The following is an 18,990-nucleotide window of genomic DNA, read 5'->3' as shown; positions in this document are numbered from 1 at the left end:
TCCGACTCCGAACGACGGGATCGATGTCGTACGACGTCGGTTCCGTCGTTCCGAGTCGGAGGTGGCGTCGGAGGCGGCCGTGGTGTCGGTGTTGCCGCCGTCCCCGCTACGGAGGCCCGAGCAGCCAGAGCACCGCGACGAGCACCGGTTGCCCGGCCAGCGCCGCGGTGACGAACGTCCACCGCATCCACGGCTTCGCGACGAGCTCCGGCGAACCGAACAACGGCGCCAGGGGCATGAGCAATCGCGGGGTCGAGGCCATCGGCAGGGACACCGCGAAGATGTAGAGCGCGTACGCGGCCGAGTATAGCACGGTCGTCGAACCGAGCCGCTTCGTCGACCGGCGGAGCAGCCAGATCGGGAACCCGACGAGCAGGAACACCACGATCAGGATCCCGCCGACGCCGAGCCAGCGCCCGGCGATGAGGAACCACGGCGACAAGGGCACGAAGTCCACGCGGCCGATGAAGTTCACCCACCACGACATCTCGGTCTCGAGGTACGCGTTCGGCGTGCCGGTCGCGTGCGACGCGATGACCGGCCAGGCGAGACCCGCAAGCACCATCACGACACCGGCGGCCACGACCTGCACCTGCTCGCGGAGCGGAAGGTGTCGAGCACCCGCCCGGTCTCACGGCGAGCCCGGACCCACCGCACCAGGGCGATGACCCCGAGCACGAGGGGGACGGCCAGCGCCCCCGGACGGGTGAAGGCAGCAGCGACCCCGAGCACGGTGAGCAGCCCGTACCGGCGACGCTCCAGAGTGAGCAGTGCGCCGAACGTGAGCGCGAGGAACATGCTCTCCGCGTAGCCGACCTGCAACAGGAACGACAGCGGCCCGCACGTGAAGAAGAACACCGCCCACATCGCCGCGGCGTTGCCCGCACGGTCGCGGACCAGGCGGTGCAGCAGGTAGGTCGCCAGCAGACCGGCCAGCACGGAGATGAGCGGGGCACCGACGGTGAACGGCAGCCCGGTCGAGGCGGTGAGCATCCGGATCGTGAACGGGAACGCCGGCAGGAAGGCCCAGGCGTTCTGCGCCACGTTGCCGGCGGCGTCGAGCGGCAGCACGTCGGGGTACCCGTGCAACGAGATCTGCTCGTAGTACTGGCCGTCCCAGGCGGTGAGGAACGCCGTGAACCCGTGCCCGTTGCCCCAGATGGCGTTGTCCGGCATCGCCCGTCCGATGAGCGGGTACGCGAGTGCCAGCCACAGCGTCGACACGATCCGGCCGCCGGTCCAGACGAGCAGCACGGCCGCCCACGCCGGCAGGGAGGTGACGGTGTCGAGTGCGCGGCGTCGTCCGGTCGCGGCGGTCCCGGTGACCGCGCCGTCGAGCCGGCTCACGCGCGCGCTCCGCGGCGTTCGGGCAGGGAGGACGGCACCCGGCCAGGGTAGCCGCCCTCCGCCTGGGTGGTCGGTGCGGCAACCGGACGGGAGGCCCGACTCGCGTTCTGCAATGCGGAATGCGCTGGCCGGGTGGTCGGCCCCACCGCCTGGCGTCCGCCTAGCCTGGAGTCTCCGCCGACGACCGACGAACCCCAGGAGCAACCGTGCCGAACTCCACCGCGCCGAAGACCGCCATCGTGACCGACGACGCCCCGAAGCCCGCCGGGCCCTACAGCCAGGGCATCGTCGCCAACGGCTTCATCTACACCGCCGGGTTCGGCCCGCAGGACCCCGCCACGGGGGCGATCGCCGACGACGTGGCCGGTCAGACCGCGCAGGTGCTGGCCAACGTCGCAGCGGTGCTGGCCGAGCACGGTGCCACCCTCGACGACGTCGTGAAGTCCACGGTGCACCTCGAGCACTCCGATCGCGACTTCCCGGCCTTCAACGAGGAGTACGCGAAGCACTTCTCGCAGCCGTACCCGGTCCGCACGACCGTGCAGTCGCACCTGGCGAACATCCTGGTCGAGATCGACGTCGTGGCGGTGCTGCCGAGCGCTGCGTGACGCCGGTACAGGCTGTGTGAAGCCTCACCGAGGCGCGTCACCGCGCCGGGTCACCGACCCCCGGTGCCGGCTGCTCCCTGCTCGTGGTCGATCCGACCCGGGTGGCGACGCAGCCCGGCGCCGGGGGTCGCGTGCGTCAGGGCGCCGTCCGTCAGCACGGGGACACCGGCGACGAGGACGTCGTCGATGCCCTCGGCCAGGCGCATCGGTTCGTCGTAGGACGACCGCGCCGCGACCCGATCGGGATCCACGACCACGAGGTCGGCGACCGCCCCGACGGCGACCGCGCCACGTCGACCGAGGCCGAGTCGTTCGACCGCAGTGGTGGACAGGTGCCGCGAGGCCTCGAGCCACGACAGGAGCCCTGTGCGGGCGAAGTCCTGCAGGTAGCGGGCGAACGTGCCGTACGCCCGCGGGTGCGGGTGCGTGCCCACGAAGATGCCGTCGGAACCGGCCGTGTGCCCGGGCAGCCGGAAGAGCGGTGCCAGGTCGTCGGCAGTCCGGGGACGGGGCACGCGCATCACGGCGGTGACCTGCAGTGCCGAGTCGACCAGGACGTCGAGGGCCAGGTCCACCGGGTCCGTCCCGGTCGCCTCGGCGGCGTCGGCGAGGGTGCGGCCCTGCAGCGCGTGGAACTCGGCGGCGGGTACGTGTGACAGCGTGATCTGCTCCGCCCAGCCGGTGCCGAGGTCGGCGCGGGACAGCACGCGGTCGAGCACGGCCGCCCGGACCGCAGCGCGACCCTCGTCGTCGGCGATGGCGTGGGCGAGGTCCTCGGTGCCGGGGCGGGCGAGGGCCGCGGGCAGGAGCAGCATCGACAGGATCGTGCAGCCACGCGAGTACGGGTAGGCGTCGAACGACATCGGGGCGCCTTCGGCCTCGAGCTCGGCGAGTGCGGTCACCGCGAGGTCGACGGGCGCGTGCAGGTGGGAGACGTGCGCGCGGACGCCCGACGCGCGGACGATGTCGGCGATCTCGTCGAGGCCGGCACGGGCGTTCCCCTCGTACCCGCCGCGCATGTGCGACACGTAGAGGCCGTCGACGGCAGCGACCTCGGTGCAGAGTGCCGCGAGTTCTGCGGTGCCGGCGAACAGACCGGGGACGTAGTCGAGCCCCGTCGCCAGACCGACCGCACCGTCCGCGAGGCCGTTGCGCACCAGCCCTCGCATCGTGGCCAGCTGCGTGCTGTCCGCCGGTCCAGGATCGTCGCCCATGACCTGGTGACGGACCGTGCCGGCGGGTACGAGCGTCGCGACGTTGATCGGGGTCGTGCCGTCGTAGGTCGTCAGCAGGCCGTCGACCCCGCCACCTCGGTACGTCGGGTGCGGACCGTCGATGGCGGCGAAGTACGTGTCGGCGTGCGACCCGTCGCCCGGAGCCGGTCCGACGCCGTCCTGTCCGGTCACGATCGTCGTCACGCCCTGGCGCAGGAGCGCGAGCTGCACGCCCTCGTCGAACACGAGCGATCCGGCGTGCGAGTGCGCGTCCACGAAGCCCGGCAGCACCAGGCGTCCGTCGCAGTCGATCACGTGCGCGTCGGCAGGGGCGCCCAGATCGGCACCGACGGCGCGGACGACGGCGTCGGTGACGAGGACGTCGGCGCGCACCGGGGACCCGTCCGCACCGAGGACCGACCCGCCGCGCAGCAGGACGACGCCGACGGCGGACTGCTCGCCGGTGGGCGGCTGCCCGGTCATCGGTCGAGTGCCGCGACGAGGCGGCCGGCCCGCCCCGCAGGGCGTCGAGGTCGCCCGAGGTCAGCGCGTCACCGACGAGCGGGGACCCGAGTCCGACGGCGACCGCACCGGCGGCCAGGTAGTCCGGGGCGTCGTCGACCCCGATGCCACCGGTCGGGATGACGTCGACGAAGTCGAGCGGTGCCAGGACCTGCTGCAGGAACGCGGGGCCGCCGAGCTGCGCAGCTGGGAACACCTTCACCGCACGGGCGCCGAGCCGCCACGCGCGGACGATCTCGGTCGGGGTCGCGGCACCGGGGTACCAGCCGAGGCCACGCTCGTGCGCGCGCTCGCCGAGCTCGGCGTCGAGGTGGGGACTGACGGCGAACGAGGCTCCGGCAGCGGCGGCCTCGTCGAGCTGTCGGACGTCGAGCACCGTGCCGACGCCGATGGAGGCCGCGGAACCGTACCGATCGACCGCCCACGCGATGCCCTCGCGCCAGCGCGGGGTGTTCGTGGTGATCTCGATCGCCGTCACGCCGGAGTCGACCAGGGTGGCGATGACGTCCTCGACGTGGTCGCCGGTGCCGCCGCGGAGGATCGCGATCGCCGGTCCGGCCTGGTGACGGTGCCGTGCGGCGGCGTGCTCTTCGGTGCTCGTGGTGTCGTTCGTCATGGTGCGCTTCCTCGAGTGGTGGTGTTCGGCGGGCACAGTGTCGGCGGACACGGCGTCAGCGGTCGACGTGGTCGTGCACGGTGTGGTCGGTGTCCGACGGGTGCGGGGCGTGGTGCAACGCGGCTGGGTCCGGACGGCGCCAGTCGCTCTCGACGGTGCAGGCGAGTGCGCCGGCGTCGGCGGCCCGGTCGAGTGCCTCGGCGGCGTCCGCTCCACCCAGGCTCGCTGCGAGCCAGCCCGCGACGAACGCGTCACCGGCACCGACCGGGTCGACGACGCGCACCGGGGTCGCGGGCCGACGGACGAACACGCCGTCGATCGACGCCACGGCACCGCGGGAGCCGAGCTTCACGACCGCGCGGCCCCGTGCCAGTGCGGCGAGTTCGTGCGCGAGTGACTCCTCGTCGTCGTCCTGGTCGTCGCGGCCGAGCACGAGCCGGGCCTCGTCGTCGCCGGCGAACACCACGGCGGCCCGTGCTGCGACGGCCCGGTACCGGTCGCGTGCAGCGTCGGCGCCGATGAGCTTCGGCCGGTGGTTGACGTCGAACGACACCGGCACACCGGCGGCGGACGCCCGGTCGAGCGCTGCGGTCACGGTGTCGTGTGCGGACTCGGAGAGCGCGAGGGTGATCCCGGTGACGTGCACGAGCGCAGCGGTCTCGACGACGCTGCCGGGCAGGTCCGTCGCGGCCAACGCCGAGCCGGCCGAACCACGGCGGTGGTAGGTCACCCGGGTACGGCCGTCGAGCAGCCGCTCCTTCATCATGATGCCGGTGGATCGCTCGGTGTCGGGGACCGCGAGCACGTCGACGCCCTCACCACCGATGTCGGCGGCGACCCGGTCGCCGGCGGGGTCCGTGCCGACCCGACCGATCCACGTGGCCGGCACCCCGGCGCGGACGAGGCCGATCGCGACGTTGCTCTCGGCGCCGCCGGTGTCCACCCGCATGTGCTCCAGGTCCGGCACCGCGCCGACGTCGCGCCCGGTCAGGAGCAGCATCGTCTCGCCGAACGTCAGCACCGAGCCGGTCACCGGGCACCCCGCGCGAGGGCGAGCTGCGCCGACGAGGACCCGAGCGCGACGGAGATCTCGTGGGCGGTCCGCACGACGCCGTCGCCGAGTTCGCGGACCGCTGCTGCGGGGAACCGCGAGGCCAGCCCGGAGATGCTCATCGCGCCGACCACCTGGTTCGCGTGGTCGAACACCGGGGCGGCGACGCACCGGATGTCCGGCTCGTTCTCGCGGTCGTCGATGCCGTAGCCCCGTCCGTGCGTGCGGTCGACCTCGTGCCGCCAGCGGTCGTCGTCCGTGATGGTGTGCTCCGTCATGACCTGGGCCGGCTCGGCGAGCACGCGGTCGAGCAGCTCCGGTTCACCGAACGCGACGATCGCCTTGCCGGAGGCCGTGTTCCGCATCGGCAGGCGGTTCCCGATCCGGGAGCCCATGCGGACGGTGCCGCGGGTCTCGACCTTGTCGACGTAGACGATGTCCGTGCCGTCCGGCACGACCAGGTGGCACGTCAGCCCGGTCTGCTCCGCGGTCCGACGCAGGAACGGCGCGGCGGCGGAGCGCAGGTCGATCCCCTCGAGGTAGCTCTGCCCGAGCAGCAGGGCGCCGAGGCCGAGCGTGAACCCGGCGTCCGGGGTGCGGCGCAGCAGGTCGTTCTCGAGCATCGGGGCCGTCAGGCGGAGCACCGTCGACTTCGAGGCGCCGAGCTCGGTGGCCAGCACGGACAGGCTCACGGACACCGCGCCGCTGCGGGTCCGGTCGGCGATGCAGTCGAGCAGGCGGAGCCCACGACGCAGGGACAGTGCGGCGTTCCGGGCAGGACCGTCGCCGTCCGTCGGCACCGGGGCCGCGGTGGTCGCGCGCATCAGAACCACGTCGCGATCGTCCGGAGCACGGTGTCGTCGTCGGCCAGGACGTGCACCTGCCGCCACTTGTCGAACACCGTGCAGGGGTGCGAGATGCCGAACACGACGACGTCACCGGGTGTCAGCTCGGGGGCACCGTCCGCCAGCGCGAGGTAGCAGTGCTGGTCGTCGAGGCGGGTGACGGTGACCGCCCCGGGCGGCGGGACGACCTGTGTGGCGCCCGCCGGGCCTCCTGGCAGGGCCGGCCGCACCGACCGCACCACCGGCAGCCCTTCGTCGAAGGAGATGTCGCGCTTGCCCACGGCGACGAACGCGAGCCCGGGCTCCGGGCAGGACGTCACGCGTCCCCAGACCTCGATCGCGGCGACGAGCGAGCCCTCGGCCGGGTGGCGGCCGAACGGCGTGCGCTCGGCGTAGAAGCCGTCGTCGTGGGTCAGGTACGCACCCGACCGCAGCAGCACGTCGAGGTCGTCGGTGCGGTGCGCCACCGCGTCGACGACGGCGTCGAACCAGGCGCTGCCGCCCATGCTGAGGAGCCCGCGACCGTCGACGAGCCCGCGGACGTCCTCGGCGACGTCGAGCACGCCGGCGACGTACTCGCGGGCAGCGTCGACGCCGGGCAGCCCGCCCTCGTAGCCGGAGACACCGCGGAGCACGAGCCCGGCGTCGTGGGCGAGCAGCGCGAGGGCACGCGCGTCGTCGGGGAGCGGACCCCGGTGCGCCCGCCCGGGAACCCGAGCTCGACCAGGACGTGCAGCTCGCCGGCGACGGTGCCCTGCGCGGCGACGGCGGCGGTGACGCCCGCGGCGGAGTCGACGTAGCAGAGGACGTCGGCGTCCGGGTCGACCGTGCGCCGGGACGCGAGCCAGGCGAGGCCGGCGGGGTCGAGGACCTCGTTCGCGACCAGGATCCGGTGCACCCCGTGCTCCCACGCGACCATCGCCTGCTGCACGGACGCGACCGTGACGCCCCACGCTCCGGCGTCGATCTGCCGCGCGGCGAGGTCGGGCGCCATGTGCGTCTTCATGTGCGGCGCGAACAGCAGCCCGTGGCGGTCGACGTAGGCCTGCATGACGGCGGTGTTGTTCGCCAGGGCGGACTCCCGCACGGTCATCACGGGCAGGTGGGCGTGGTCGAGGACGTGGTGCGGAGTCCCCGCTGCCGGGTCCAAGGCGCCTTTCGTGGTCACGGTCCCGGTCGTCGTGTCGGCGTCGGTCATCGGTGAGCCTCCTGTCGTCGCGCAGCCTCCACGCTCGCGCTCGGCGGACCCGCGGGGCAACGCACTGGTGCGCATCATTCTGCAATGCACAACACGATCGGGGAACCTCCCGACACGATCCCCGCGCGACCCGGCACCGGGCATAGCCTTTGACGCGACATGGCGACGACGACGACGACACCCAGACGACGGACGGGCAGCACGGCGGTCGCCGTGCTCGTGGCGGGGACCTTCTTCATGGAGCTCCTCGACGGCACGATCCTGGCGACCGCGGCGCCCGCGATGGGGCGTGACCTCGGCGTCGACTCGGCCGCCGTGGGCGTCGCGATCACCGCGTACCTGGTCACCCTGGCGGTCTTCATCCCCGTCTCGGGCTGGCTCACCGACCGGATCGGGTCCCGCACCGTCTTCGCGGGTGCGATCGCGCTCTTCACGATCGCGTCGGCACTCTGCGCGATGTCGACCGGCCTCGTCGACCTGACGCTCTGGCGCATCCTGCAGGGGCTCGGCGGTGCGCTCATGGTGCCCGTCGGCCGCCTCGTGGTGCTCCGGAGCGCCGGGCGCGAGCAGCTCGTCACGGCCATCGCGATCCTCACCTGGCCCGCCCTGGCCGCGCCGATCATCGCCCCGTTCATCGGCGGCGTGCTCGTCGACACCCTGACGTGGCACTGGATCTTCCTGATCAACATCCCGCTCGGCGTCATCGCGTTCGTCGCCGCGCTCGTGCTCGTCCCGCAGGAGCGCGCCGCGCAACGCGTGCCGTTCGACTGGTTCGGATCGCTGCTCGCGTGCTTCGGCCTCGGGTCGCTCGTCGTGATGGCGTCCCTGCTCGCACTCGACGTCATCCCGGTCCTGGCCGTCGTGGTGTCCGGTGTCGTCGGGGCCGTCTGCTGCTGGTTCGCGATCCGGCACTTCCGCCGGGCACCGCACCCGATCATGGGGCTCGAGGCGTTCCGCCTCGAGACGTTCCGGGTGTCGCACGCCGGCGGCAGCCTGTTCCGCCTGGCGGTCTCCGCGGTGCCGTTCGTGCTCCCGCTGCTGTTCCAGGACGCCTGGGGCTGGAGCGCCGTGCTCGCCGGGTCCGCCGTGCTGTGGGTCTTCGTCGGCAACCTCGGCATCAAGCCGATGACGACGCCGTTCCTGCGCTGGTTCGGCTACCGCCCGGTGATCATCGTGTCGAGTGCGATCGCGGCGCTGACCGTCGTCGCGATGGCGTTCATGACCGAGGACACCCCGTTCTGGCTGCTCGCGGTGCTGCTCGTCGTCAGCGGCGCCGCCCGCTCCGTCGGCTTCACGGCGTACAACACCATCGCCTTCGCCGACGTCGAGCAGGCCGACATGACCCCGGCGAACACGCTCTCGTCGACGCTGCAGCAGACCGCCGCCGGGTTCGGCGTCGCCGTCGCAGCGGTGGTGATCCGCGCGGCCGGCGGGCTCGGTGGCGACGGTCCGTACACCGTCGCGTTCTGGGTGATCGCGGCGCTGCTCGCCGTCGCGTGCGTCGAGGGCATCCTGATGAGCCGCACAGCGGGGGACACCGTCCGGCCCGCCCGCCGGGTCCGCGTCTGACCCGCGCGGTTCCGCGCAGCCCAGCGCCCGGCTCGCGGCTGTCCGTTTCCGTCACGGTCACACGCGCGAAACCCGACAGGCGTTACAGTCTCAGCATCCGTTTGCGAACGCCGAGTACGGTTGCCGCGGCAGGGTGACCGGACCACCCGGACAGGAAGGCAGCATGGCCGCGCCAGAACAGCAGAGCACGATCGCCACCGACGCAGGCGTGCCGCCCACTGCCCTCCGGGTCGTCAGCTACAACCTCCGGGAGCACACCGCGAACGGGGAACTCGCCGCCCTGGCCGAGGCCTCCGACGCCGACGTCCTCTGCGTGCAGGAGTGCGACAGCAACGACCTGGCCCCGTCGATCGGTGGGCTCTCGCTCGCCGCGTCGACCCGCACGAACCGCCTCGGACTCGCGATCTACAAGCGCGACGACCGCTTCGAGGTGCAGGACTTCAGCATCCACTCGCTGCAGAAGTCCCTGCACGACCGGGTCCTCGCACCCGCGCACGAACGGCTCATCGCGATGCACCTGCGCGACACCGAGGCCGATGCCGAGGTCGTCGTCGCCTCGTTCCACGCCTCACCGCTGACCGCGACGAACTCCCTCCGCCGCAAGCAGATCGAGGCGGCGCACCAGTTCCTCCGCGAGCTCGCGAAGGACGTCCCAGCGGTCATGGTCGGCGACTTCAACTACCCCTGGTTCCAGACGAACCTGCGTCGGAAGATCGAGCAGGGCGGGTTCGCACTGTCGCTGTCCGACCAGCCGACGTACCTGCGCTACCGCAAGTTCACGGGCCACTTCGACTTCGCGACGAGCGTCGGGCTGCACATCGCCGGTGTCGAGACCCTGCCGGCGGGCATCTCCGACCACCGTCCGATCCTGGTGCGCGCGCACTACGAGCACCCCGGAGCGACCGGCACGATCGAGACCGTGGAGTCCCCGGCCGCCTGACGCGGAACCCGAGGTTCCGAAATCTCGGCATCTCGGCGCTCGCAGCGGGCGTTCGTGGAACCTCGGCGGATCGCGAGCGGTGAGTCGTGGAACCTCGGCGGACGTGAGCGGCGCGTCGCGGACGCCCCGTGACCGCTCGGCGGACGACGCGGGGCGCGCCCGCAACGCGGCAACGCACTGGAGGCCCGGTGCCGGTTCCAGGAACCGGCACCGGGCCTCCAGGCAGTCACGACCACGGCACGTGCCGAGGTCGCAGCACCCACCGCGGACGGCGCGCCCGCGTCAGCGACGCAGGGTCGCGCGCGCGAGCCGGTTGCCGACGAACTGGCCGAGCTGCACGATGACGACGATCGCCGCCACCGAGACGTACACGATCCACCAGTCGTACCGCTGCGAGCCGTAGGTGATCGCGTACTCGCCGAGTCCACCGCCACCGATCAACGCACCCTGCGCCGTCATGTCGACGATGCCGATGTAGATGAACGTGTAGCCGAGGATGAGCGGCCCGAGGCCCTCGGGGATCAGGACGGTCAGCAGGATCGAGATCGGGTGCGCACCCGATGCTCGCGCCGCCTCGACGACGCCGGGGTCGACCGCGAGCAGGTTCTGCTCGACGATGCGCGACACGGCGAAGGCCGCTGCCAGCGAGATCGCGAAGGTCACCGCGGGCACGCCGATCGTGGTCTGCACCACGACGCGCGACAGCGGCGCGATCGCGGCGAGGAAGATCACGAACGGGATCGGCCGGACCAGGTTCACGACGACGTTGATGATCGTGTACGCGGTGCGGTTACCGAGCAGGTTGCCGGGCCGCGTCGCGTAGAGCAGCAGCCCGAGGGCGAGCCCGATGACGCCGGCGATGACGAGCGACACGAGCGACATCACGATGGTGTCGCGCATGGCGGCGAGGAAGACGTCGAACGTGTCGATCACGCTCTGGAACGAGTTGTTCACGCTGCTGCCTCCTCGTCGGTCGTGACGCCGTCGGCGCGCAGTGCGGCGACGGCGCGGTCGATGGTGGCGGAGTCGCCGGCCGTCAGCTCGTAGGTGAGCGAACCGATCCGCCGCTCGCGGATCTCGCCGACCCCGCCGTACACGAGCTCGGCGGTGACCCCTGCGGACCGGAACACGGCGTCGATCCGGTTCTGCAGCCCGGCCTCGTCGGTGATCTGCACGGTCACCAGGCGACCGGGGTGACGCTCGCGCAGGCGAGCGAGCGTGTCGACCGAGGGGCGGTCGTGCAGCGCGGTGCGGACGAACCGCTGCGCAGCACCCGTCTTCGGCGCGGAGAACACGTCGTAGACGTCCCCGACCTCGACGACGCGACCCTGCTCCATCACGGCGACGCGGTCGGCGATCTGGCGGACGGCGTCCATCTCGTGCGTGATGACGATGATCGTGACGCCGAGTTCCTTGTTCACCCGGCGGAGCAGCCCGAGCACCTCGGACGTGGTCTCCGGGTCGAGGGCGCTCGTGGCCTCGTCGGCGAGCAGCAGGTCGGGCGACGCCGCGAGGGCCCGCGCGATGCCGACGCGCTGCTTCTGACCGCCGGACAGCTGCTCCGGGTAGGCGTGGGCGCGTTCGAGGAGCCCGACGAAGTCGAGCAGCTCGGCCACGCGACGGTCCCGCTCGTCCTTCGGCACACCGGCGACCTTGAGCGGGTACGCGACGTTGCCGGCGATGGTGCGGGACCGGAACAGGTTGAACTGCTGGAAGATCATCCCGATGTTGCGACGCGCCAGACGGCGATCCCGCTCGGGGATCGCCGTCAGTTCCTTGCCCGCCACGGTGACCGTCCCGGAGCTGGGGAGCTCGAGGGCGTTCACCAGACGGACCAGGGTGGACTTGCCGGCACCGGAGTACCCGATGACGCCGAGGACCTCTCCCTGGTGCACGTCCAGGGAGACGTCCTCGACGGCCACCACGGTCTCGCCGGTGTCGGCGCGGCGGTAGTGCTTCGAGACGCCGCGGAGTTCGACGAGGACCGGCACTACTCCGCTGCCGCCTTCGCGTCGGACTCGACCGTGGTGAGCTCCTTCTGCAGCGAGGCGGCGCTCTCGTCGCTCGGGACGGCGTCCGGGTAGTCCTTCGCGAAGACCTTCTGCACGGCGTCGTCCTGGAACAGCTTCGCCAGGTCGAGGTACGTCTTGTTGGTCTTGTCGGCGTCGCGGACGGCGAAGACGTTCACGTACGGGGCGGCGGAGGCGCTCTTCGGGTCGTCCTGGAAGATCGCGTCCTTGGTGTCGAGCCCGGCCGAGGTGGCGTAGTTCACGTTGACGATCGCGCCCTCGACGGAGCCCTGCTGCAGGGCGTTCGCGGTCTGCGAGGCGTCGAGCGTCTGCACGTCGACCTTGTGCGAGGTGATGTCGGCCGTGGTCGAGAAGGCGTTGCCGCCGTCCTTGAGCTCGAGCAGGTCGGCGGCCTGCAGGACCAGGAGCGCACGGGCCTCGTTGATGGCGTCGTTCGGGATGGCGACCTTCGCGCCGTCCTCGAAGTCCTTGACGTCGGAAACCTTCGTCGAGTAGAGCGGCAGCGGGTAGACGGCCGTCGCGCCGATCGGCTGCAGGTCGTCGTCCGAGGTGACGTTGTAGTTCGCCAGGTACTGGATGTGCTGGAACTGGTTGATGTCGATCTGCTTGTCCTTGAGCGCAGGGTTCGGCAGCGAGTAGTCCGAGAAGTTCTGGAGCTTGACGGTGACGTTGAGCTGCTCCTTGGCGGCCTTCACGTAGGTGTTCCAGTAGGGCAGCGACTTGTCCGAGACGCCGATGGTGACGGTCTTCGGGGCGGCGTCACCGGCGGCAGCGCCACCGCTGTCGCCACCGGAGCGCACGACTCCGACGATGACGGCGACGACGATCGCCACGACGACGATGACGGCGGCGATGATCCAGCCGATCGGGCGCTTGCCCTTCGGCTTCTCGGGCAGTGCGGGGGCTGCGGACATGCTGGTGCTCCTCGTGGGCCGTGCTGTGCGGGGGAGCCGCGTCGGGTACGCGGCGTGGAGTCGAGTGTGACGGGCGCGGGTCCCCGGTGCGAGTTCGGTTCCGCCGTGTTACATCGCCGTCACGGGGTGCGTTGGTTCACTCGGTACGTGCGCAGCATCGAACTCGTCCTCGACGGCCCCTCCGACGCGGCGGTCCGGGCGCTCTGGCAGGCCCTCGTCGCCGCGGAGCTGCCGAGCCTCGGCCACTCGGGCACGAACGACCCGCACGTCACCCTGGTGGCCGGCGAGGCCGTTCCCGTGCCGCCGGACCTCGACGTCGCGGTGCCCGAGACCTTGCGCGTCGCCGGTGTCCTGCTGTTCCCCGCCGGCCCTGGTCGGCACGTGCTCGGCATCGGCGTGGTCGTCGACGAGCCACTCGCCCGCTTCCACCGCGCGGTCGACGCCGCCGCTCCCGGCTCGCTCGACTCGTCGCTGCCGGGTCGTTGGGCACCGCACGTCACCCTCGCTCGGCGGATCCGCGACGTCGACCTGCCGGCGGCGCTCCGGGTCCTCGCTGCGGACGCGCCCCTGCCCGAGGTGCTCACCGTGGGCGGTCTCCGGCACTGGGACGGGGACGTGAAGGTGGTCACCCGACTGCGCTGACGCGCGCTGCGGACCGGCACCGGGCCTCCCGGTCGCGACGCACCTGCGGAACCAGGTTCCGGACACGGAACTGCGCGATCGCGTGGTGCTGTGTCCGGAACCTGGTTCCGGGGCAACGGGGCGTCGGACGGGAGGCCCGGGTCAGGCCCGCAGCACCCGCTCGCCGAACGCGGATGCGAACGTCCGGTCCGGGTCGGCTCGTGCGATCAGCGCACGGACGTCCGCCACCCGCGGGTACAGCTCCGCGATCGCGTCGCCGTCGAGCGAGGCTCATCTTGCCCCAGTGCGGTCGCCCGTCGAACGGTGCGAGCCGCGCCTCGAGGTCGGGCAGCAGTGCAGCGACCGCCTCCGGGTGCTTCTGCCAGGTGAACGCGATGCAGAGCACGTCCTCGCCCTGGGTCGGGCTCAGCCAGAGGTCGTCGGCCGCCATCGTCCGGAGCTCGCACACGTGCAGGTGCGGCTGGATGCGGTCGGCCAGCCCGCGCAGGGCGTCGAGCGCCGCCGCCGCGTGCCGGAGCGGGACGAAGTGCTCGCTCTGCACCTCGGACCCGTGGCTCGGCACGGACTCGATGGGGAAGTGCGGCAGCCGGTCCCACCACGGTCCCACGGAGCCGTCGCGCGCCGTGTGGTGGCCGTCGCCGGGGAACCGGGCAGCCGGGGTGCGCCGAACAGGTCGTCCGGCACGGCGACGTCGTCGGCGCCGTCGGGCACCCGGGACTTCACGAGCGCCTCGCTGATCTCGTCGCCGAACACCGTGTAGGCGCACACCGAGTACCCGGCTGCGTGGACCGCGGCGACGTGGTCGGTGAACGTGCTCCACGGGAACGGCCCGTACGAGTCCTGTCGCATCCGGTAGGTGGGTTCGAGGTCGAGCGTGACCCGGGTCACGATGCCGAACAGCCCGAGGTGCAGGGCGGTGCCGGGGAACGCCGGATCGGTGCGGTCGACGGTCCGGAGCGTACCGTCGGGGCCGAGCAGTTCGAGGGACCGGACCGCGGTGGTCAGCGAGCCGAGAGTGGTGCCGGAGCCGTGGGTGCCGGTGGCGACCGCGCCGCCGACGGAGATGTGCGGGAGCGAGCCGAGGTTGTGCAGCGCGAACCCGGCGCGCTCGATGTCGGGAGCGACGACTCCGTAGCGGGTGCCGGCTCCGAGGGTCGCCGTCCGCTGGTCGGGGTCGACGACCAGGTCGGTGGGGATCGCGGTCAGGTCGAGCAGGACCCCCGGGGCGTCGGCGGCGTCGTTGAACGAGTGCCGGGTGCCGAGCCCGTGCACCCGGGTGGACCGCGCGACGACCTCGGCTGCTTCGTCGATCGAGCCCGGTCGGAGCACCTGCTCGGCCGTGTAGGTGACCGTGCCGGACCAGTTCAGTTCGCTCGCCGTCGACCGCATGCCGCCCACGATGCCACGTGGACCCGTGGGCGGCACCGCGGTCAGTGCGCGGGCGGGGGCGTTGGCGCGCCCTCGGGCACCGCCGGACGGGTGACGAAGACCGATGCCAGGATGCCGAACAGCGAGATCACCGCGCCGACCAGGAACGCGGTCTTCACGCCGGAGGCGGTCGCTGCGGCCACGGCGTCCGCACCCGCGCCGGTCGCTGCCGTGGCGGCGCCGATCGTGAGCAGGGTGACGAACAGGGCGGTGCCGGCGGCTCCGGCGAGCTGCTGCGCCGTGCCGAGCACCGCGCTGCCGTGCGAGTAGAGCTTCGGGGGCAGGCCACCGAGTGCCGCCGTGAACAGCGGGGTGAAGGTGAGCGCCAGGCCGATGCTCAGCACCACGTGCGCCCCGAGGACGAACCACACGCTGGTGTCCACGCCGACCGTGGACAGCGCCCAGAGCACCGCGCTGACGATGATCGAGCCGGGGATGAGCAGCACGCGCGGTCCGCGACGGTCGTAGATGCGCCCGACGATGGGGGAGAGCAGCCCCATGAGCAGCCCGCCGGGGAGCAGCAGCAGTCCGACGTTCAGGACCTCGAGCCCGAGGACGCGCTCCAGGTAGATCGGCAGCAGGATGAGCGTGCCGAACATCGCCATGAAGCTCAGCGCCATCGCGACGATCGGGACGGTGAAGCCGCGGGTCTGGAAGGTGCGCAGGTCGAGCAGGGCGCTGTCGGTGCGCTGCAGGCGGGTCTGTCGGAGGATGAACACCGCCAGGGCGACGGCACCGACGACGAGCGCGGTGACCGGGACGAACAGGCCGGTGGTGCCGGCCTCGCCGATGCTGGACAGGCCGTAGACGATCCCACCGAACGCGAACGCGGACAGGATCACCGAGAACACGTCGAGCGGTGCCCTGCGGGGCGTCGAGACGTTGCGGACCTTGACCATGCCGAGGATGAGCGCGGCGATCGCGATCGGCAGGACGAAGCCGAACAGCCAGCGCCACGAGAACGCGTTGAGGATGAGCCCGGAGATCGTCGGGCCGATGGCCGGTGCGACCGAGATGACGATCGAGATGTTGCCCATGATGCGGCCACGGTGGGCCGGGTCGACGAGGGTGAGCACCGTCGTCATCAGGAGCGGCATCATGATCGCGGTGCCGCTCGCCTGGACGATGCGGCCGACGAGCAGCAGCGTGAACCCGGGTGCGAGCAGGGCGATCAGGGTGCCGGCCGAGAACAGGCCCATCGCCCAGACGAAGACGGGGCGGGTGTTGAACCGCTGCAGCAGGAACCCGGTGATCGGGATGACGACCGCCATGGTGAGCAGGAAGCCCGTGGTCAGCCACTGCCCGGTCGCCGCACTGATGTCGAGGTCGTCCATCAGCCGCGGCAGCGCCACGCCCATGATCGTCTCGTTGAGGATGACGACGAACGCGGACACGAGCAGCAGCCCGATCACGAGACGGGTCTCGGCAGCGGTCGGTTGCGAGACGCTTCCCGTGCGGGGGCGGAATCGACGGCCTGGGTCATGCGGGAGCTCCTGGTGGATCACGACTGGTGGAACGAGGTGGCGCAGGACGCGCAGACAGGGCAACCGCCTGAGTGGATTCGATTATTCCGCTCCGCACCGACATCCGCACGGGAACGGTCGGTGCGACCGGGTCAGTGCAGGATCGCGAACCCGTCGGCGTCGCCGTGCGGTACGACCGGCCGGAGCGCGACGTCCGTCACGGTGGCCGACGGTGGCCCGCTCCGCAGGCACTCCATCAACGTCTCGACCGCGACCGACGGTCCCTCGGCCTCGACCTCGACGGTGCCGTCCCAGAGGTTCCTGGCGTACCCGACGAGGTCGAGCCCGTCGGCCTTCCGCGCCGTCCAGTACCGGAAGCCGACCCCTTGGACGGTCCCCGACACCACGGCATGCATCCTCGTCACCGTCGTCATGTTGCTCACCGTATCCACGCGGGGCCTCCCGGAGTTTTCGGCCTCGTGACGATCTGTTTCCGGTTCGTGACGACCCGGAGTCCCGCACGGGCGCAACACACCGTGCAGCGGTGATAGTGTCATCGCAACCCGAACACTTCAAGTCAGAATGACATTAAGGTCCGCCATGGACGAAGCAGGCATCCGCGTCGCGGTCTCGACCGTGATCGTCGCGCTGCGCCCGCACCCCGACACCGGGGCGCCGGCGCTGTGGATGCCGTTGGTACGCCGGGTGGCCGAACCGTTCGAGGGGTCATGGGCACTGCCCGGCGGCTGGGTCGGCGTCGACGAGGGACTCGAGGACTCCGCCGCAGCCCGCCTGCGCGAGACGACGAACGTGCAGCCCCGCTACCTCGAACAGCTCTACGCGTTCGGCGACGTCGGCCGCTCACCGAGCCGGGTGGTGTCGATCGTGTACTGGGCGCTCGTGCACCCGGACGAGGCGAACGTCGTGCCGGACGACTGGAACGTCCGCTGGTTCCTCGCCGACGAGCACCCGCCGCTCGCCTTCGACCACGACCGGATCGTGGAGTACGCGCTCTGGCGGCTCCGCACCAAGATGTCGTACTCCCGCATCGCCCAGGCCTTCCTGGGGGACCGGTTCACCCTCGCCGAGCTGCGCGGGGTGTACGAGGCGGTGCTCGGGCGCGCGCTCGACCCCGCGAACTTCCGTCGGCAGGTGGAGAAGACCGACGCGATCTTGCCGACCGACGAGACCACGAGCGGGGGTCGGCACCGTCCGGCCCGGCTGTACCGCTCGAACCCCGACCTGGCCTACGCGGACAACGGCCCGCTGCAGCAGGGCACACGACCGCAGAACCGATAGGAACCACCGTGTCCATCGCGACGACCATCGACCTCATCTCGAACGGCAAGGCCGGCGGCAGCACCTGCACGCCCGACCTCGCCATGCCCACGTGGGACTTCGACTCCCGGCCCGGGTACGGCCCGGGCTCGTCGATGACCGACGTCATCCCGACGAGCGCACCGCGGCAGGGCGTGCTGCCGGAGGAGTACAAGACCGCGCAGACCGACGAGCTGCACGCGCGCATCGAGCGGGCGAAGGCCACGCTCGGCGACCGGGTCGTCGTCCTCGGGCACTTCTACCAGCGCGACGAGGTCGTCCGGCACGCGGACTTCCTCGGTGACTCGTTCCAGCTCGCCAACGCCGCGCTGACGAAGCCCGACGCCGAGGCCATCGTGTTCTGCGGCGTGCACTTCATGGCCGAGACCGCCGACATCCTGGCCCGCGACGACCAGCGCGTCATCCTGCCGAACCTGGCCGCGGGCTGCTCGATGGCGGACATGGCCGACATCGACAGCGTCGAGGCCGCCTGGGCCGAGCTCACCGCCGTCTACGGCACCGAGCCCGACGCCGATGGCCGGGTGCCCGTCATCCCCGTCACCTACATGAACTCCGCTGCCGACCTCAAGGCGTTCTGCGGGCGCAACGGCGGCATCGTCTGCACCAGTTCGAACGCCGCGACGGTGCTCGAGTGGGCGTTCGAGCGCGGGCAGCGCGTGCTGTTCTTCCCCGACCAGCACCTCGGTCGGAACACCGCCAAGGCCATGGGGATCAGCACCGACCTGATGCCGATGTGGAACCCCCGGAAGCCCCTGGGCGGCAACGAGGAGAGCGACCTCGAAGCGGCGAAGGTCATCCTCTGGCACGGCTTCTGCTCGGTGCACCGCCGCTTCACCGTCGACCAGATCGATCAGGCCCGACGCGAGCACCCCGGCGTCCAGGTCATCGTCCACCCGGAGTGCCCGATGGCCGTCGTCGACGCCGCCGACCACGCCGGCAGCACCGACCTGATCCGGAAGACCGTCGCCGCGGCCACCGAACCGACCACGTTCGCGATCGGCACCGAGATCAACATGGTGAACCGGCTCGCCGCCGAGTACCCGCAGCACACGATCTTCTGCCTCGACCCGGTCGTCTGCCCGTGCTCGACGATGTACCGGATCCACCCGGGCTACCTCGCCTGGGTGCTCGAGGCCCTGGTGCGCGGCGAGGTCCTCAACGAGATCGTGGTCCCCGCCGAGGTCCAGGCCGACGCCAAGGTCGCGCTCGAGCGCATGCTCGCGGCCAAGCCCCGCGGCTGAAGCCCGAGCCCGATCCCGAACCCG

At 71.7% G+C, this 18,990-nt stretch carries 20 protein-coding genes and 1 pseudogene; 6 read left to right on the top strand and 15 right to left on the bottom strand.

Annotated features, from left to right (window positions below):
• Nucleotides 1–106 precede the first annotated feature (106 nt).
• Nucleotides 107–583, bottom strand: coding sequence for a hypothetical protein (locus JN350_RS16345; RefSeq protein WP_205462847.1), 477 nt, complete (start codon nucleotides 581–583; stop codon nucleotides 107–109).
• On the bottom strand, nucleotides 565–1,347 hold the full coding sequence (locus JN350_RS16340) for a hypothetical protein (protein WP_205462846.1): 783 nt from the start codon (nucleotides 1,345–1,347) through the stop codon (nucleotides 565–567). The genes JN350_RS16345 and JN350_RS16340 overlap by 19 nt, the downstream gene beginning before the upstream one ends.
• A gap of 206 nt (nucleotides 1,348–1,553) precedes the next feature.
• Between JN350_RS16340 and JN350_RS16335 the strand changes: the two genes are divergently transcribed.
• Entirely contained in the window at nucleotides 1,554–1,955 is a 402-nt protein-coding gene (locus tag JN350_RS16335) for a RidA family protein (protein WP_205462845.1), read from the top strand.
• 50 nt (nucleotides 1,956–2,005) lie between these two features.
• Here the strand turns inward: JN350_RS16335 and JN350_RS16330 are convergent, their stop codons facing one another.
• From JN350_RS16330 to JN350_RS16305, 6 genes and pseudogenes are all read right to left on the bottom strand, one after another.
• Nucleotides 2,006–3,652 carry an N-acyl-D-amino-acid deacylase family protein gene (locus JN350_RS16330; RefSeq protein ID WP_205462844.1) on the bottom strand — a complete coding sequence of 549 codons (1,647 nt, stop codon included), beginning with the start codon at nucleotides 3,650–3,652 and terminating at the stop codon, nucleotides 2,006–2,008.
• 100 nt (nucleotides 3,653–3,752) lie between these two features.
• Nucleotides 3,753–4,307, bottom strand: a pseudogene (locus JN350_RS21175) (bifunctional 4-hydroxy-2-oxoglutarate aldolase/2-dehydro-3-deoxy-phosphogluconate aldolase); the annotation flags it as partial.
• Between the two features lie 55 nt (nucleotides 4,308–4,362).
• On the bottom strand, nucleotides 4,363–5,340 hold the full coding sequence (locus JN350_RS16320; protein WP_205462843.1) for a sugar kinase: 978 nt from the start codon (nucleotides 5,338–5,340) through the stop codon (nucleotides 4,363–4,365).
• The gene (locus tag JN350_RS16315) at nucleotides 5,337–6,182 is read right to left on the bottom strand and encodes an IclR family transcriptional regulator (RefSeq protein ID WP_240347750.1); all 846 of its coding nucleotides are present in this window, start codon (nucleotides 6,180–6,182) and stop codon (nucleotides 5,337–5,339) included. The genes JN350_RS16320 and JN350_RS16315 overlap by 4 nt, the downstream gene beginning before the upstream one ends.
• On the bottom strand, nucleotides 6,182–6,670 hold the full coding sequence (locus tag JN350_RS16310) for a type III PLP-dependent enzyme domain-containing protein (RefSeq protein WP_205462841.1): 489 nt from the start codon (nucleotides 6,668–6,670) through the stop codon (nucleotides 6,182–6,184). Before JN350_RS16310 ends, JN350_RS16315 begins: the two co-directional genes overlap by 1 nt.
• Entirely contained in the window at nucleotides 6,616–7,401 is a 786-nt protein-coding gene (locus tag JN350_RS16305; protein ID WP_205462840.1) for a type III PLP-dependent enzyme domain-containing protein, read from the bottom strand. Before JN350_RS16305 ends, JN350_RS16310 begins: the two co-directional genes overlap by 55 nt.
• A 159-nt stretch (nucleotides 7,402–7,560) precedes the next feature.
• Between JN350_RS16305 and JN350_RS16300 the strand changes: the two genes are divergently transcribed.
• Together JN350_RS16300 and JN350_RS16295 are read left to right on the top strand one after the other, a co-directional pair.
• Entirely contained in the window at nucleotides 7,561–8,970 is a 1,410-nt protein-coding gene (locus JN350_RS16300) for an MFS transporter (RefSeq protein ID WP_205462839.1), read from the top strand.
• Nucleotides 8,971–9,133: 163 nt separating this feature from the next.
• Entirely contained in the window at nucleotides 9,134–9,910 is a 777-nt protein-coding gene (locus JN350_RS16295; protein WP_111084345.1) for an endonuclease/exonuclease/phosphatase family protein, read from the top strand.
• 282 nt (nucleotides 9,911–10,192) lie between these two features.
• Here the strand turns inward: JN350_RS16295 and JN350_RS16290 are convergent, their stop codons facing one another.
• From JN350_RS16290 to JN350_RS16280, 3 genes are read right to left on the bottom strand one after another with little or no spacing between them, the layout of a single operon-like run.
• Entirely contained in the window at nucleotides 10,193–10,810 is a 618-nt protein-coding gene (locus JN350_RS16290; protein WP_111084480.1) for a methionine ABC transporter permease, read from the bottom strand.
• Between the two features lie 50 nt (nucleotides 10,811–10,860).
• A complete protein-coding gene (locus tag JN350_RS16285) occupies nucleotides 10,861–11,901 on the bottom strand; it encodes a methionine ABC transporter ATP-binding protein (RefSeq protein ID WP_205462838.1) in 1,041 nt (346 codons plus the stop codon).
• Nucleotides 11,901–12,854 carry a MetQ/NlpA family ABC transporter substrate-binding protein gene (locus JN350_RS16280; RefSeq protein ID WP_205462837.1) on the bottom strand — a complete coding sequence of 318 codons (954 nt, stop codon included), beginning with the start codon at nucleotides 12,852–12,854 and terminating at the stop codon, nucleotides 11,901–11,903. Before JN350_RS16280 ends, JN350_RS16285 begins: the two co-directional genes overlap by 1 nt.
• 147 nt (nucleotides 12,855–13,001) lie before the next feature.
• On the opposite strand from JN350_RS16280, the gene JN350_RS16275 reads away from it, so the two are divergent.
• On the top strand, nucleotides 13,002–13,496 hold the full coding sequence (locus JN350_RS16275) for a 2'-5' RNA ligase family protein (RefSeq protein ID WP_205462836.1): 495 nt from the start codon (nucleotides 13,002–13,004) through the stop codon (nucleotides 13,494–13,496).
• Here the strand turns inward: JN350_RS16275 and JN350_RS21170 are convergent.
• The 4 genes from JN350_RS21170 to JN350_RS16255 all read right to left on the bottom strand — a co-directional run bounded on the left by JN350_RS21170 (nucleotide 13,480) and on the right by JN350_RS16255 (nucleotide 16,821).
• The gene (locus tag JN350_RS21170) at nucleotides 13,480–13,983 is read right to left on the bottom strand and encodes a D-arabinono-1,4-lactone oxidase (RefSeq protein ID WP_461964473.1); all 504 of its coding nucleotides are present in this window, start codon (nucleotides 13,981–13,983) and stop codon (nucleotides 13,480–13,482) included. The genes JN350_RS16275 and JN350_RS21170 overlap by 17 nt on opposite strands.
• Entirely contained in the window at nucleotides 13,902–14,885 is a 984-nt protein-coding gene (locus JN350_RS16265; protein WP_205462834.1) for an FAD-binding protein, read from the bottom strand. The genes JN350_RS21170 and JN350_RS16265 overlap by 82 nt, the downstream gene beginning before the upstream one ends.
• 41 nt (nucleotides 14,886–14,926) lie before the next feature.
• On the bottom strand, nucleotides 14,927–16,336 hold the full coding sequence (locus JN350_RS16260) for an MDR family MFS transporter (RefSeq protein ID WP_240347371.1): 1,410 nt from the start codon (nucleotides 16,334–16,336) through the stop codon (nucleotides 14,927–14,929).
• A gap of 203 nt (nucleotides 16,337–16,539) precedes the next feature.
• Entirely contained in the window at nucleotides 16,540–16,821 is a 282-nt protein-coding gene (locus JN350_RS16255; RefSeq protein ID WP_240347370.1) for an acylphosphatase, read from the bottom strand.
• A 166-nt stretch (nucleotides 16,822–16,987) separates the two neighbouring features.
• Between JN350_RS16255 and JN350_RS16250 the strand changes: the two genes are divergently transcribed.
• Together JN350_RS16250 and nadA are read left to right on the top strand one after the other, a co-directional pair.
• The gene (locus JN350_RS16250) at nucleotides 16,988–17,686 is read left to right on the top strand and encodes an NUDIX hydrolase (protein WP_111084339.1); all 699 of its coding nucleotides are present in this window, start codon (nucleotides 16,988–16,990) and stop codon (nucleotides 17,684–17,686) included.
• An 8-nt stretch (nucleotides 17,687–17,694) separates the two neighbouring features.
• Nucleotides 17,695–18,966, top strand: a complete 1,272-nt coding sequence (nadA, locus tag JN350_RS16245) for a quinolinate synthase NadA (protein ID WP_205462832.1) — start codon at nucleotides 17,695–17,697, stop codon at nucleotides 18,964–18,966.
• The last annotated feature ends 24 nt before the right edge of the window (nucleotides 18,967–18,990 follow it).

Origin of the sequence: Curtobacterium sp. 24E2 (assembly GCF_016925595.1) — a bacterium.
Lineage (GTDB): Bacteria > Actinomycetota > Actinomycetes > Actinomycetales > Microbacteriaceae > Curtobacterium.
This window is presented reverse-complemented; position numbering and strand designations above follow the sequence as displayed.